Annotated in this window: 10 protein-coding genes; 5 read left to right on the top strand and 5 right to left on the bottom strand. The window is 63.4% G+C overall.

The genetic code is table 11. From position 1 onward, the window contains the following. Positions 1-578: 578 nt before the first annotated feature. A complete protein-coding gene (locus FJY68_06935) occupies positions 579-1,907 on the bottom strand; it encodes a DUF1565 domain-containing protein (GenBank protein ID MBM3331573.1) in 1,329 nt (442 codons plus the stop codon). Between the two features lie 210 nt (positions 1,908-2,117). Here FJY68_06935 and FJY68_06930 point away from each other — a divergent pair, with 210 nt between their 5' ends. From FJY68_06930 to FJY68_06915, 4 genes are all read left to right on the top strand, one after another. Beyond that, on the top strand, positions 2,118-2,861 hold the full coding sequence (locus FJY68_06930; GenBank protein ID MBM3331572.1) for a hypothetical protein: 744 nt from the start codon (positions 2,118-2,120) through the stop codon (positions 2,859-2,861). Between the two features lie 185 nt (positions 2,862-3,046). Continuing rightward, the gene (locus FJY68_06925) at positions 3,047-3,574 is read left to right on the top strand and encodes a GNAT family N-acetyltransferase (protein MBM3331571.1); all 528 of its coding nucleotides are present in this window, start codon (positions 3,047-3,049) and stop codon (positions 3,572-3,574) included. A 135-nt stretch (positions 3,575-3,709) separates the two neighbouring features. Continuing rightward, positions 3,710-5,869 carry a T9SS type A sorting domain-containing protein gene (locus tag FJY68_06920; GenBank protein ID MBM3331570.1) on the top strand — a complete coding sequence of 720 codons (2,160 nt, stop codon included), beginning with the start codon at positions 3,710-3,712 and terminating at the stop codon, positions 5,867-5,869. 276 nt (positions 5,870-6,145) lie between these two features. Beyond that, positions 6,146-7,648 carry an NAD(P)/FAD-dependent oxidoreductase gene (locus tag FJY68_06915; GenBank protein ID MBM3331569.1) on the top strand — a complete coding sequence of 501 codons (1,503 nt, stop codon included), beginning with the start codon at positions 6,146-6,148 and terminating at the stop codon, positions 7,646-7,648. A 28-nt stretch (positions 7,649-7,676) separates the two neighbouring features. Here the strand turns inward: FJY68_06915 and FJY68_06910 are convergent, their stop codons facing one another. From FJY68_06910 to FJY68_06900, 3 genes are all read right to left on the bottom strand, one after another. After that, a complete protein-coding gene (locus tag FJY68_06910) occupies positions 7,677-8,693 on the bottom strand; it encodes a hypothetical protein (protein ID MBM3331568.1) in 1,017 nt (338 codons plus the stop codon). 90 nt (positions 8,694-8,783) lie between these two features. Beyond that, a complete protein-coding gene (locus FJY68_06905) occupies positions 8,784-9,134 on the bottom strand; it encodes a hypothetical protein (GenBank protein MBM3331567.1) in 351 nt (116 codons plus the stop codon). Between the two features lie 339 nt (positions 9,135-9,473). Beyond that, the gene (locus FJY68_06900; protein MBM3331566.1) at positions 9,474-9,908 is read right to left on the bottom strand and encodes a hypothetical protein; all 435 of its coding nucleotides are present in this window, start codon (positions 9,906-9,908) and stop codon (positions 9,474-9,476) included. Positions 9,909-10,341: 433 nt separating this feature from the next. Here FJY68_06900 and FJY68_06895 point away from each other — a divergent pair, with 433 nt between their 5' ends. After that, positions 10,342-10,785: a hypothetical protein gene (locus FJY68_06895; GenBank protein MBM3331565.1), complete on the top strand. Its 444-nt coding sequence runs from the start codon at positions 10,342-10,344 to the stop codon at positions 10,783-10,785. 123 nt (positions 10,786-10,908) lie between these two features. Here FJY68_06895 and FJY68_06890 read toward each other — a convergent pair whose 3' ends face one another. Next, the gene (locus FJY68_06890) at positions 10,909-14,094 is read right to left on the bottom strand and encodes a tetratricopeptide repeat protein (protein ID MBM3331564.1); all 3,186 of its coding nucleotides are present in this window, start codon (positions 14,092-14,094) and stop codon (positions 10,909-10,911) included. Positions 14,095-15,022 lie beyond the last annotated feature (928 nt).

Genomic DNA, 15,022 nt, shown 5'->3' with positions numbered 1-15,022 from the left:
CTCGCCTCTCCAGCGCCATCACGGACTGCGGCCTGCCCCGGGCCGCAGTCATCCGAACAGCAACCGAAACCCGGACCGTTAACGCCCGAGCAGCGGTTAGAACAACCAGGGAGTGGATTCTCCGGTCAATCCGGAGAGCAGAGGTCAGAGTTGTCTCGAGAGCAATGAGAACGGCAACCCGCAGAGCTACTCGGGTCGCAATGGCTCGAGGAATCGGGGAGGCTCTTCCCGGGACCAAGGACGAAGGGCTCTCCGGGACTCCCTAGCACCCAGCGGTCCATACTCCCCGCCAGATTGTGTGCGAGACTGCACTCCCCGTTCCCTCCCTGACTACTGTCTACTGAGTGCTGCATACTGTCCGTGGGGCAGTCCCCGGGGCGGGGGTGTCGATCTTACGCCAGACGCCTGACGTCCTACGCCAGAGTCAATTACACCGAAAAGCCGCGCCGGACCAATGATACAAACTCGATTCATCCGCGCCCACTGCCAGGACGAAGCTCATTGCCACGTCTCTGACCAGGTCAGTTCGCCGATTGGGCTCGATCCCTGCCCGATGTCTTCGGCCAGCCGTCTCTCTTCTACTGCCCGCGGCCCAGCTTCAGAACCCGAGTGCGGCTGAAGCCCTCGGCATGGACGAAATAGACGCCAGCCGCAAGCCCTGCTCCCAAGCTTCCCGCACGCACTCGCTCGACGATGCTCCCCGCTGCGTCGTAGACGACGACCGGGGCCACGGGGACGACCGTGGCCGAGCCGGAAAACGGGTTGGGCCGGATCGCAAGCGTCCGTCGTGCCAGGAGCGGCAGACTGCCCGCCAATCCGGTCTGAGGCGCGTAGAACGCGCCCATGTCCGCCCGCGTGCTGTCCGGATCCAGGGGCAGGCTCGGGTCACCGGCGTCGATGCAAGGCGAGCCGACAGCCAGGTGAAAGTCGTGCGCGAGCGAGTCGATAAACAGGGGGCAGTCGGCAATCGCGCCGGTCCCGGCCGACGCCGCCCCGCCATAGTTGGTATCGTTGGACCAGACGTCGTTGTAGTCGCAGACAAGCGTGCTCTCCGCGGAGTAGATGCCGTAGTCTTCGTTCGCGACGACGATGTTGTTCCGGATGTCGGGCGTGGCCCGGTTCGAGTAGATTCCGCCGCCCACACCCGCGGCGACATTGTTCACAATCGTGTTGTTGTGGATCACGGGACTGGTCACGAATCCCTGGTAGTTCGTAACCAGAATCCCTCCTCCGTTTTCGGCGAACGGTCCGGCGTCCTGGCCCGGCGCAACCAACCGGCCGGCCACGAAACGCGCCAGATCCAATCGCCCGGTCGCGCCGGCCTTGCCGATACCGTTTTCGTAGAGGACGTTCCAGCGCACGCGCGGGGAGGATCCGTCTGCGATGTAGATGCCGCCGCCCCAGGAGCTGCTCTGGTTGCGCCGGATGACATTGTGCTCGACGACCGGCGCTGCCAGGTCGACAATCATGATGCCAGCTCCGTCCGCCGAGGTGAGGTTGTCCTCGATGACGTTGTGGGTGATTGTCGGTGACCCGCCGGAGCAGTGTATACCACCCCCGTTGCCGGCGTTGCCGTTCCGGAGCGTGAACCCGCAGATGAGCGCGGTCGTGTCCACGCCCGACCCGCAGCTGACAACGGTGCTCGCGCGATTGCCGTCAATCACCGTTGAGTCGATGTAGCTGGGGTCTCCGCTTGTAAGATAGCGACTTGCCAGCGTGATTGACTTGTCGAACCACCAGACGTTCTCGGCATAGACGCCGGGCGCCACCAGAACCGTGTCGCCGCTCGACGCCATACCGATGCCGGCCTGGATCGTGCTCGCACTGTCGGGTACGAGAATGACGCGCGCCAAAGCCGGCGCGCAGAGCGCGGCCAGCGCCGCAAGCACTAGGATTCTCTGACGCATCACTGCCTCCTGTTTTGCGGAATTCTAGACCCAAGGTTTCTGAAGTCAAGCGGCCGGCACCGCAGTGCACCCGCGACTGCAGACCGCGAACCAGGGACAAGAAACCCGCGCCAAGGGTGGGCGGCGTGTCAAATGGGCAGCCCCACGTCATCGTCGGCCGGTTGACTTGGCCGGCAAGTGAGGCAAACTGTTGAAGCAATGAGGAGGGAGATGTTGAAAAGACTATCCTGTCTGTTGGTGCTGGCGTTCGTCGCGCCGGCGGTTGCCGACTGGTACGTGGACGTCGAGGCCGGGCCGGTGTTCAGCGGCTACAACGATGTGCGGATTCCCGGCAACACCGGGACGCTCTTCTCGCTGACCAGGGACCTCAAGGCGCAGACCGCGTTCGCCTATCGGGTGAGGGTGAGCAAGACCTTTGGTGACCGGCACTGGGTCAGCGTCATGGTTGCACCGTTGCGGGTCGAGTCCCGCGGGACGTTGGACCGGGACGTGTTCTTCGCTGGCACGCTTTTCCAGGCCCATGGCGACGACATGAAGGCGCCATATCGGTTTGACTCCTACCGACTCACATACCGGTACGGATTTGTACGCACTCATCGGTTCAGTCTGGACCTGGGGCTGACCGCGAAGATCAGGGACGCGGAAATCCGCCTCAGCTACATGTGGGTGCGGTTGCCCTGGGCAAGCAAGAAGAACACCGGGTTCGTACCGATTATCAGCTTCCGCGCCAACTGGTCACTCAGCGACAGGTTCGGGCTGGTGCTGGACGGTGATGCGCTCGGCGTGCCCCAGGGACGGGCTGAGGACGTGACGGCGGCCCTGAGGGTCAACTTCGGTGAGCGGGTAGTCGCGCGCGTCGGGTACCGGCTCCTCGAAGGCGGCACGGACGCGGATGAGATCTATGGCTTCGCGTTGTTCCACTACGCGGTCGCGGGCGTGATCCTGCGGCTCTGACCCGTGGCGTTTGTTCGGCGGCGAACCATTCACTATACCTGACGTCAGCCCCTATCAGCGAGAAGCACGAAATCTACGTGCTGAACTAGCGCGAGTCCAAACCAGCAGGAGGGGCGGCTTCGGCCGCCACCATCGCTTTCGGTAGCTTGACGACGCGCGAACCAGCGCTATCATGGCAAGTCAAGATGGACAGCGCGGTGCTGATTCGCAGGATGGCGATAGGAGAAGGGCACGCGTGCGAGCAGGTCATGCGGTCGCTGCCGGGGTGGTTCGGCATCGAGGAGGCGATTGTCGAATACGCGAAATCGGCTGAGACAATGGAAACGTACGTCGCCGACAAGTTCGGTCAGGTCGTCGGCTTCATCACTCTGGATCGACGCACCCCGGTCACGGCCGAAATCCACTGCATGGCTCTGCGGCCCGAATTCCACGCCAAGGGAATCGGCCGCGCGCTGGTTGAACTTGCCGAGAAGCTTATTGTCGAACGCGGGTACGAGCTCTTCGAGGTCAAGACACTCGACCCTTCGCGGCCCTGCGCCGAATACGAGCACACCCGCGGGTTCTACGAGCACATGGGTTTCCAGCCACTCGAGGAGAATGACCTGTGGGGATCGGGCAATCTCTGCCTCATAATGGTGAAGCACCTGGCCTGCCATCGCGGCACGGCGGCGAGCAGACCCGTGGCCGGAAGAGGCACAACACCTACGTGCTGAAACAGCACGCGCGGGACATGACCGAAACCTCCGAGGTTTTGGATCGTGTCCCAAGCCTGAGATGCAAGGGGCGGCGCAAGCCGCCCCTCTTTTCCGCCTTGACTGAGGGCGCTTCCGGCAGCTAGAATCGTGGTCGTGAGCGTTGCCAAGCCCGTCTGCGTTGTCTTGCTCGCATTGCTGAGCGGAACGGCCGCCGCGTGGTTCGAGACCGGCCAGGACGCCAGCCTGATGCTCTCGGGCGTCGACTTCAACAACACCGGCGGACCCTTCTTCTACAACCATCCGTCCGGAATCGCGACCGACGGCACTCGCCTGCTGGTATGTGATCGGTTCAATAACCGAGTCTTGGTCTGGAACCAGCCGCCTTTGTTCTGGAACGCTCCGCCCGACATTGTGCTCGGGCAGCCGGACTTCATCTCAAACAATCCGGGCACGGGCAAGCACCAGCTCAACTGGGCCGGCAACGCGTCGGTCGGCGAGAACGGGCGCCTGGCGATCGCCGACACGGACAACGACCGAATCCTGTTGTGGGATTCCTTCCCGACCGCGAGTGGACAGCCGGCAGACGTCGCCATCGACCTGCCCTCAATCCCGCCACGCGGGTCGATGCCGTATGCCTGGCCCTGGGGCGTGTGGACCGACGGCAGCAGGCTGGCCGCGGTCGCGACCCAGGGGTCGGCGCTGCTCTTCTGGAATTCGTTCCCGGTGGTCGACAACCAGCTGCCCGACTACACGATCGTGTTGACCGAGTTCGGCACCCCGCGCAACATCTCTACCGATGGCGAGACCTATTTCTTCGTGGGCGACCACAACGCCCGCGTGAACAACCGACCAGGCACGTTCTTCTGGAACTCGTACCCGGATACGCTGGACCAGCCGTACGACTTCTACCGGGACGAGTGGGTCAAGGGCGTGAAGACGGCGACGGGCGGACTGGTGGCCGGCGGGATCAATTCCATCTACGTCTGGAATGCGATGCCGACCGGCTCCGGCCAGGACCCGGACATCGTGCTGACCCCGTCAATGTACAAGAATGGCGACGGCCCCGACGTGCTTGTCATCAAGGGCCGGCTCTACGTGACCAACTACAACGGGAACGACCTGCTGGTGTTCGACAGCATGCCGGCCGGCCCGGCCACACTGCCGGACTGGGCCCTGGGTGCGAGCAGTATCTACGCCAATACGCTCGATTCGATCGGGTATGTGCAGAACCCGGTGCTGGCCTCGGACGGAACGAGGCTGATTGCCACGTCGGACTTCGATCGGACAATCTGCATATGGAACACGATCCCGACCTCGTCCGGCATACACCCGGACCAGCGCATATCGCTGCAACCGAACAACCTGCAGGTCTGGGACAACGCGCTGTACGCGAACCGCTTCGCGATGGCCGCGCGGCGTCAGGTCTCGGTGTGGCTGGATGCCGGCCGGCTTGACCAGCCGCCGTCGCGCATCTTCAACGACAGCATCGGCAGCGCCATGTTCAGCGACCTGCAGGGCGTCGCGCTCGACTCAAGTTTCCTCTACCTTGCCGACAAGAACGGCAGGCTCTACATCTGGGTCGGTATCCCGGCGTCCCTGTCCGCCGACCCGCTATACACGATTGACAGCCCCGGCGTCGAGTACGGCCACCTGCACAGCGACGGCGAGTATCTCATCGCGGTCAAATCCAATCCGGCTCCCGAAGTCCACGTCTACCGCGTTGAGGACATCAGGCGCGGCGAGTTGGTGCCTTTCAAGACCGTCACGTCCGGCCCGGGTCTGCAACTGAACCTGCCCCGCAGCGCCATCACGTTCGACGGAGCGCTGGCGATAGCGAACACCTGCGGCAGCGCTGTCTTCCTCTGGGGCGACGTCAACCAGGCAGGGGACACCGCGTCGGTCATCACACTGGGACAGGAGGACCGGACAGGCTACCGCCCGGCCATCGGCATCGACCGGCTGTTCTGGCCGGCCTCCTTGCTGGCCATCGGCGGCAGGCTCTGGGTAGGCGAGTGCAAGTTCTCATCCCGGATTCCGTGCTTCAGCTCCAGCGCCGGCGTGGACTGCCGGTTCGGCAGCGCTGCCAGCCTAGGCGTTCGAGTGGCCCCGAACCCCGCTTTCACATTCGTGGAACTTCAAGGGCACCTTCCGCGGAGCTTCCAGGTTGACATCTTTGACGCGGCGGGTCGGCGGGTTGTCTCTGCCCGCGACCGCGCCGGGTTCAATCTGTCCTGTCTGTCGGGCGGCGTGTACACGCTCCGACTGACCGCGGAAGGACGCCTCTTGCTGTTGTCCCGGCTGGTCAAGCAGTAGTTCGAGGCTGCGGCAGCGCAGTGGTCACCGCCAGGAACTGGCGAGCCGCGACGGAGCGATGCGGCCGTCGGGTACCGGGTGCTCGAAGGCGGCTCGGACGTGGACGAGGTGTACGGCTTCGCGCTGTTCCACTAGGCGGTCGTGGGCTTGACACTACGTCTCCAGCCGGCACCGGCCTCGGCCATATCCTGTTCTTCCGGCGCTTGATTCGGGCCCGGCGTCGGCTATGCTGGCAGCCCGTCAGAGCGACGTCCGCAAGTTTCTGAGAGGAGTACCATGTCGGAGAGACCCGTAGTCATCGTCGGGGCCGGGATGGCCGGGCTTTCTGCCGGCTGCTACGCCCGGATGAACGGGTACAAGGCCACGATCCTCGAAATGCACAACATCCCGGGCGGGCTCTGCACTGCGTGGACGCGCAAGGGATACAAGTTCGACATCAGCATGCACATGCTGACCGGCTCGAAGTCCGGTCCGTTCTACCGAATGTGGCAGGAGCTGGGCGTGATGGAGAACCGCCGGTTCCACTACCACGACGAGATGTGCACGGTCGAGAGCGGCGACAAGAAGCTGTCATACAGCACCGACCCGGCGCTTCTGGAAGAGCAGATGGTCGCGCACTCACCGGCCGATGCCGAGCTCTCCCGTGAGTTCGCGCGACTGGTCGGAGGGCCGGGAATGATGGGCGCGGCGTCGCTCGACGCCCCGGAGCTCATCGGCCCGCTGACCGGGGCAGGCATGTTCCTGAAGATACTCCCCTTGCTCGGGACGTTCCGCCGCTACGGGAAGCAGACCGTACAGGAGTTCGCCGCGAAGTTCACTGATCCGTTCCTGCGCGAGGCCGTGCGGATGTTCATTGACGGACCGGGCTGGCCGATGCATCGTTTCCCGATGGTCGGGCTCGCCGGTTTCCTCAAGAGCGGGGTCTCGGAGGCGGGCGTGCCGATCGGCGGGTCGCAGCAGGTGGCGCTCACGATTGCCGAGCGGTTCAAGAAGCTGGGCGGCGAACTGCGGCTCAAGACGCGGGTCACGGGTGTGCTGGTTGAGAACGACCGGGTTGCCGGCGTGAAACTCGCTGACGGCAGCGAGCTGCGGGCCGACGAGACCATCTGGGCCGGAGACGGCCACACGCTCATCTTCGACCTGCTCGGCGGGCGATACATCGATGGACGAATCCGCGCGACGTACGATAGATGGACCCCGGTCCTGCCGGTCGTGCAGGTCTGCCTGGGCGTGGCGCGAGACATGACCAAAGAGCCCGCGCGCGTCTGCTTCCGGCTCGATGAACCGATTACGGTGGCAGGCAAAGAACAAGCGTGGCTTTCGGTCATCCACCACTCATTCGACCCGACCATGGCGCCTGCGGGCAAGTCTGCGGTCGAGGTCTGGTACGCGAGCGACCATGGCTGGTGGGAGAGACTCGCCGCAGACCGGCCGCGGTACGAGGCGGAGAAGCAGCGCATCGCCGACGCGACCATCGCCATACTCGACAAGCGCTGGCCAGGGTTCAAGCAGCAGGTCGAGGTTATCGACGTGGCGACCCCGCACACCTATGTCCGCTACACCGGCAACTGGCAGGGCTCGCCCGACGGCTGGTACATCACGCCGGAGAACATGCGTGACAACCCGCTGCGGAAGCTGCCGGGACTCGCGGGGCTCTGGATGGCAGGTCAGTGGACCGCGCCGTTCACCGGCACGGTTTTGGCCGCGCTCACCGGCCGGCAGGTCATCCAGCTCCTCTGCAAGCAGGATCGCAGGAAGTTCCAGGCGCAAGCCAGATAGACAAGCGGCCTTGGCCGCTTTGTCGTCGTCAGCGCCAGTTGCGGGCGACCCGGGCAGGCGCGATACGGCCTTCGGGGCGATACTCGATCGGCACGATGACGCTGTCGCGAAAGTGCGGCGTAGCGCCCGGGCGGCTGAAGTCATTGCCGATGAAGTACCAGCGGCCATCATGGACGAAGAACGAACCGTGCCGGTCCATGAAGAACTGCTCGGAGCCGGCAAACGGCTGCTCCGAGAGTTCCCGGTCGAAGAAGCTGCCGTCGGAGTCATAGGGGCCGGCAAGCCTGCGCGACAGGGCCGCGAAGCAACCCCAGGTCAGGTGATAACACGCGCCGTGCCGATGCAGCGACGGCTTGTCATCGGTCCGGCCCGGGCCGTATGGTCCCTGCGGGTTGCGGATTGTGATGCGCTGCGGCGGCGCGGCGAAAGAGACGCGGTCTCGGGCCAGGCGGGCGAGGTAGAAGTCCCAGGTTCCGAACACCAGCCACTCCGAACCGTCGTCATCGGTGAAGACGTGCGGGTCGCGAGCGCCGGACGACACCAGACCTTCGTCCACCAGCGGTCTTTCTCCGCCGTCGCGCCACGGCCCGGTGGGACCGGCGCCGTGCAGCACCCGGATGCGGTCCGGGCCGTCTGACAGATACCACCAGCATTGGCCTTCGGCCAGCAGCGCGTCGGTTGCCCAGCACGAGTGCATGGCTCTGCCGATGGCGGTCTCCTCGGGCCGGAGCGCTCCCTCAAACGTCCATTCCGCGAGGTCGCGGGTGGACCAGATCCACCAGTCGTGCATCTCGTAGTCCGGGTTTTTCGGAGCGAAGTCGTGGGTGGCGTAGACCAGGATGCGGCCGTCCGGCGCTATCCGGGCGTGCGGGTCGCAGAAGCCAAGTCCGGGCAGCAGCGGATTGCCCGGGCTGCGCAGACGCTCGCCCGGCTCGACTACGCTCCGGCCGTTGATTGACCGGCTGGGCCGGCCGGTGATGGCCTCCAGCGCACGCGTCGGTACCGAGGTCGCGCGCAACGGGATAGAGAATGTCACTCGCCTCATCCTATGGCCACTTCAGGTGAAGTCAAGCGCCAGGCGCGGCGCCGATGCGGCGCGGTCGGGCCACAGCGACGGGGCCGCGCACCCCGTCGGTCAGAAGATGGAATCGCGGCGGATGGACGTCGATGACCAAGGGAAGACCTGGGGCTGCAAGTCTCCGGCATCCAGCTTCCGTGACAGCCCGAGTGCCCGGTTCTCCCATTCTGGACTCTCGACTCCGGTTGCCGGACTCTGGACTGTCGGGTCTCGGTTTCCAGCTTCCATCTCTCGCCTGATCGGCGCTTGAGGCCCGCAGTGAAGCCGCAGATGCGTCGTGCGAAGCACGCTGCGAAGTTCGGCGGGAAGAACCAGTAGAAGAACCATGCGTCGGGTAACGCGCTGCGTCGGCAGTTGTGTCGTCCGCCTTATCTCGACCTGAACCTCGACCTCAATCCTAGGCTCCATTCGTCGCTGCACCGCGCGTTGCTCGCGAAGTCGCTCAAGTCGTTGCTCCGGTTGTTGCCTGGTTCGTTGCTCACGTCGATTCTCACGAACAAACACCGATTGTTGCATGGCGTGAAGCATCGGGCGCTGCATCGGCGGAGGCAGCCCCCCAGGCAGCCCGTGGGCAGACCACTCCACGGCAGGATTGTGGCTAGGATCCGGCTCCACCACTACCAGTAGTATGCGTGCGCATCACGGAAACCGTGTGTTCATCGTGCATCATCGGTATTGGTGAAACCATAACCCCAAAACGTAACAGCCCTCGTTCATTCGTCTGTCATTCTTCGTTCATAGTCGCCGTTAAGTCATTCTCCTTCCGTCGGTTCCGTACTTCTGACTTCCAGCTTCTGACCTCTGACTTCTGACTTCGTCTGCTCTCAAGTCCTGTCCCCTGGACCATTGGGGGAGATGCAGCCCCCGGTGCGGCTCTCGCTCCTCTAACTGCAACAGCCGCTGCTTCGGCCCAAGGTCTGGCGTCTGCTTTTTGCCTTGCTCCGGGCCAAAGACCAGGCCTCGCGCCGGCGTCCGCTCATCCATCTGCAACCGCACATCCTCCAGCCCCATCAACTTCGCCCTGACCTGTACCCGGCCCACGTACCGCAACAGCAACTGCTCCTCCGTCTGCAACAGTTCTCGCTCCAGCCGCCGCAGCGACGTCCGCTCCAGCGTCCGCAGCAGGCTGATGAACAGGCATCGCTCCAGCTCTCGCCCCAGCGTCTGCAACAGCCGCCGCAACAGCGTTCGTTTCCGGACCGGGGTTCAATTGCGGATTGTCATGATTCCACGGCATCGGCCTGACTGCGTGGCCTACGCTTGGCCGTGCTACTGCTGACTGTCTGCCGTCTATTGTCTGCTGTCTAGTGCCTTCTCACCAGCAGCCTGCGCGCGGATGCGCGCGGCGCGGGCGGAGAGTTCCTGCGCCTCGGCCGCCCGGCCGGTATGCAGACGGCCTTTCGGATTCCCAGGTCCGCGCCCTTGTCTTCCGCTCCTGTGCCTGTAGAATGATACCGCATGAGCCTCAACGCCCGCTCTACGCGGTCGATACAGAAGGTTGTCAAGCGGGAGAAACTCGGCGGCTGCTCCGAGGTCCGGGTGAACCTTGTCTACTGGCGCTCCCGGAATCCAGATGAGCGGGTCGCCGCGGTCGAGCACCTGCGAAGGACGCACATTGGACGTTCAGCCAGACTTCAGAGATCTGCTAGAGTTATTCAACGCCCACAAGGTTGAATACGTCGTGGTCGGGGCCTATGCCCTGGCCTTCCACGGCGCACCGCGTTTTACCGGCGACTTGGACGTCCTGGTCCGGTCCGGAGTCCGGAACGGCCGCCGCATTGTGGCGGCGCTAGCCGAGTTCGGATTTGCCTCAGTCGGGGTGACTGCGGATGACTTCAAGGAGGCCGGCAAGGTCGTGCAACTGGGCGTGGCTCCGGTGCGAATCGACCTCGTGACTTCGCTGACCGGCGTGTCCTGGAAAGAGGCAGCGGCCGGGAGCAGGTCTGGCAGATACGGCGACCTGCGGGTGCGCTACCTGGGGAAGAGAGAGTTCATCCGGAACAAGCGCGCCATCGGTCGCACGAAAGACCTCGCCGACATCGAGGCCCTGGGCGGCTAGTCCGCAGCCAAGTACAGCGTACCTTCAGCTGCATGCGACCAGACGTCAGCCATCGCCCGATTCCGCAGTTCTGAATTCTGGTTTCTGAATTCTGGATCGTCTGGGCCTAGCCCTGTCTACTGTCTACTGACTGCTACCTGCTGTCTTCTCGCTTGGGGCTTGCGCTTGAGCTGCCGCCGCGGCTTTGTCGCGGATTGCTTTGGCGCGGGCGGAAAGTTCCTGCGCCTCGGCAGCCCGGTTGGTCTGTTCGCAGACCTTGGCCAGACCGTCGAGTGTCCCTGCCACGAAAGGGCTTTCCGGACCGAACACCTTCTCTCGAACGGTCAGCGCACGGCGGTAGAGGGCCTCGGCTTCTGCATAGCGACCGTCGCGAAAGCAGAGCCCGGCGAGGTTGTCTGCGGTCTCGGCGACGTCGGGATGCTCCGAGCCCAGGGCTCGCGTTCGCTTCTCCAGCACGTCCCGATAGAGCGATTCTGCCTCGGCGTGTTTGCCTCGCAGGTCATCCAGCGACGCCAGCGCGTCAATATAGGCCAGTGTATTCGGGTGCTCGTGACCGCGTTTTGTGGTCTGGATGTCCAGGGCGCGGCGCAGAAAACCCTCGGCTTCGGCGTATCGCCCCTGGTCACTGTATATGATGCCGGCCCAGAAGAGAGCAGATGCAGTCACCGGATTGTCCGGACCGAGCTTCTTCTCACAGGTTGCGATTGCGTTCAGGATAATCGGCTCGGCCTCTCCGTAGTTGCCCTGCCTCGTCAGTGCGCTGGCCAGATTCACGGTCATCCGGATGGTGTCGGGATGGTCAAATCCCATCCACTTGTCATGCGCTGCCAGAGCTCGCCGGAACCGCGCCTCAGCCTCGGCATACCGACCCAGCCTGAGCAGGGCACCACCAAGGTTGCTCACACTTACCGCCGTCATCCAATGGTCCGCTCCCAGAATCTCTTCTTTGATCTTGCAGCTCAGCTGACGGAGCGGCACACATTCTGCATATCGGCCGAGGTCATGTAGCACCCACGCCAAGTGCCCCGCGGTCGTCCCCACCGGGTATCGGTCGGCACTGCGAACATTCTCCGCTATCGCCAGCGCGCGGCGGAGTAATGGTTCGGCCTCGGCATTGCGGCGTTGGTCGCGAAGCGTACAAGCGAGGCCTCCCAAGGTAGTGACAAGCCACCAGGAATCCGGTCTTCTGTCATCCTCGGCGGTCGCCAGTGCCCGACGAAACTGCACCTCGGACTCGGCAGACTGGCCTTTCCGCCACAGAACATCAGCCAAGTCCACGAGCGCGCGCATTCCGGCATCCACGGACTTGTCCGGGTTTTTGTCGTACACTCCGACGGCGCGCCGGAAGAGGACCTCGGCTTCGTCGTAGCGCGCCCAGTTTATGAGCAGATTTCCAAACTCATGCAGGCACTGTAGCACGAGCGGATGCCCTTGCCCCAGCTCTTTCTCAAGCGTCGCCAAGGCTCGGCGCAACAGTGGCTCTGCTTCATCACCATGCCCAAAGCCCTCAAGATTCCATGCGAGGTACCAGAGTGCAGTCGCGGTGTCTGCGTGATTCCGTCCAAGTTCGTTCTCCAGCGCCTGGACCATCTCTCGTAAGAGCGGTGTGAGCAGTCGGTGCTGACCGGCTTTGGTGAAAACGTCACGTGCGGCCTTGAGCCAGGACCAGAGTTCCTCGGCGCTCTTGGCCTGCCTCCCATGGTAGAAGGCCTCGGTGAGGGCCGCCTTGTCCTTCTCGGTGATGCCCTTGACGTCCAGACCCTCAAGCTGCTTCGCGTAGTACTCGTGCAGGAACAGGTGCACGCGCTTGCGCAACTCCGGCGCCTGGTGCTCCTGCAGCGCCTCACGCATCAAGTCGTGCATCGTCCGGGTCTCGGGCGCGGCACCCTCGCCGACAAACGAGAACCGGCTCAGGTCGTCGTATGATTCCAGCGGATACCCGGTCTGATACTCGGTGAGAAGGTGTTCAAACAATCCGTAGTTCCAGTAGCGGGATGCCGACAGGACTTCGAGGGTCGCTATCTCCGGCTGGTCCAAGTGCCGGATGAACTGCGTAAACAGCTCTTCTGGACTTTCCATTCTCAAACTCGGCGCTCGGCGTTCGGACTTCGCACTTTCCTCTGTGCCCGCCTGGCTTGAGCTTGGGCTTGAGCCTGTGCTTGCCGCGCGCTGCCCGGACTGTTCTATCTCCTGAAATGTATCCACGGCCAGGTTCAGGTAATGTGGCAGTCCCTGGCTGCCCTTGGCGATTGCATCCTGTATCGGCTCATCGGTGATGCCACACCCACTCAGGAACTGCCGGGCCGATTGCTCGGGCAGCGGGCCGAGCTCGTGCTGGTTCAGAACACCGGCCCATTCCTTCTCTGCTTCCTCCCAGCGCAACTTCTGCCTGCCTGATATCACCCACAGGACCTCAGGCAACTGCTTCACCAACTCCCGTACCCAGGCGTCGGTCTTCTGTACCTCGTCCGTCGACCTTCGTCCTTCGTCTCCGATTCCCCACAGCTTCTCGTAGGAGTCTACGAATAGAACCATGCGGAGGGAGTGGGGAGTGGAGAGTGGGGAGTCGTTTCCAGGCGGACTACTCCCGACTCCCGATTCCCTACTCTCTGCCCGCAGGGCATCCTTCATGTCGGACGCCCAGAGCCTAGGCAGTTGCTCCACGATGGCCGCGGGCTCCATCTGCGGCAGGTCCTCGAGCTCGCGTTCGCCTCTGCGCTGCCACCAGTCGATGAGGAAGGATTCAAGGGTTCGAGGATTCGAGGATTCCAGTGAGGCGGCAAGGAGCTTCGAGATCTTGGGAATCAGACCGATAGTCGGAAGCTTGCCGGAGTCGTCCAGAAGTCGGGCAATGAGCGAGTTCGGTTCCAGGATTCCTCGTTCGTCATTCTGGATCTGTGCCTCCTCCCTCCTCTCTCCTCCCTCCTCACTCCTTAGCGCCGTGTCCGGATGGGCTTTCTGCCAGAGGACGGCATAGGCAATGTCGAAGCTCGGGAACATCACGGGGACTGTACCGCGAAAACGGGGACTGTACCGCGCGTCCTCGCGCTCCGAGGGACTGTCCCCGCTTTCGCGCCCGGCCGTGCCCCCCGGCGTACCGATGGACGTGCGCAGGTGAAGCAGCGCAGCATCAGGTTGGCGGTGAACGGGGACATCGAAGTCCAGCGTGGCGGTTGCTCCGCCCCTGTCGGCTGTATTCTGTCTACTGTCCGCTAGCTTTGCCAGTTCCCTGCGCAGCCTGGACTTGCCCGTGCCGGCCCCACCGTGAAAGACGAGGACGATAGGTTTGGTCTGTGGCTCTTTGAGCACAGTTTGGAAGATGGCGAGGGGCTCCTCACGGTCAACAAACTGCCGCTCTACGGCCGGAAGGCCGCTCTGTGAGGGGCGTGTGGGTTGCTGCAGCACGATGTCCTCCCGTTGCTGCGACAATGGTAGCGACGGGCTGTGGCGGGTCAAGTGCGAGCGCAGAGAGTGGTCAAGTGGTCTAGTGGCCAAGTGGAGGACACGGGCAAGCGAAGCAGATGAATTCAGAATCCAGAAGTCAGAAGCCAGAATGCAGAGGTAGGGGAGCCGGAGCGGAGCCTTACCACCAAGACATCAAGACGCGAAGAGTCAGGACAGAGCAGAAGTCAGAGTGCAGAAACCAGAATGCAGAGTTGCGGACGCGGGCAGGGCTAGCTGCGTGTTGGGCGCTTGGGTCTACCCGGAGGACAGGTCAGCGGCGCTCTTGCTGCCAGAGCGCGAGCAAGTCACGAGCGCCATGGATGAACGCTATCACGGCCACCGAATCTGCCGTGACCTGGTAGATGAGCCGGTAGCGGCTGACGAATATCTCACGCACGCTAGGGTCATTGAGTTCCGGCACGACCCACCACGATTGGCGAGTGTTGCGAGAGATCGGGCAGCGCTGCGGACCTCTGCGACGAAAGCCGCCGCATAGTACCGCGAATCGCGGGCTATGTAGTCGGCGACCTCTGCAAGGTCAAGCCAGGCGGTTTCGGTCCATCCTACACTGACAGCCACCGGGCCATCCGCTGTTCGACCTCATCCTGGGTGAGCACGCGGCCTTCCTCGACGTCTCTCAGGCCGCGCTCGACCTTCTGCCTGACATACTAATCAGAGCATAAAATGTTTGACATGGGAGTCGGTTTGGTGTATACTGTGAGTAATGAGAGAAGACGATACTCGGCGTCTATCGCCGGCGGCTTTGGATGTGCTGCGTGTGCGGGTGATGAAA

The organism is candidate division WOR-3 bacterium, assembly GCA_016867815.1.
In the GTDB taxonomy this organism is placed as follows: Bacteria; Hydrothermota; Tepidihabitantia; order Tepidihabitantales; family Tepidihabitantaceae; genus UBA2258.
This window is presented reverse-complemented; position numbering and strand designations above follow the sequence as displayed.

Excerpts from the sequence above, each read along its gene's own strand:
- FJY68_06905 (MBM3331567.1), bottom strand. The coding sequence starts at position 9,134 with ATGGAGCCTAGGATTGAGGTCGAGGTTCAGGTCGAGATAAGGCGGACG.
- FJY68_06915 (MBM3331569.1), top strand. The coding sequence starts at position 6,146 with ATGTCGGAGAGACCCGTAGTCATCGTCGGGGCCGGGATGGCCGGGCTT.
- FJY68_06930 (MBM3331572.1), top strand. The coding sequence starts at position 2,118 with ATGTTGAAAAGACTATCCTGTCTGTTGGTGCTGGCGTTCGTCGCGCCG.
- FJY68_06925 (MBM3331571.1), top strand. The coding sequence starts at position 3,047 with ATGGACAGCGCGGTGCTGATTCGCAGGATGGCGATAGGAGAAGGGCAC.
- FJY68_06935 (MBM3331573.1), bottom strand. The coding sequence starts at position 1,907 with ATGCGTCAGAGAATCCTAGTGCTTGCGGCGCTGGCCGCGCTCTGCGCG.
- FJY68_06910 (MBM3331568.1), bottom strand. The coding sequence starts at position 8,693 with ATGAGGCGAGTGACATTCTCTATCCCGTTGCGCGCGACCTCGGTACCG.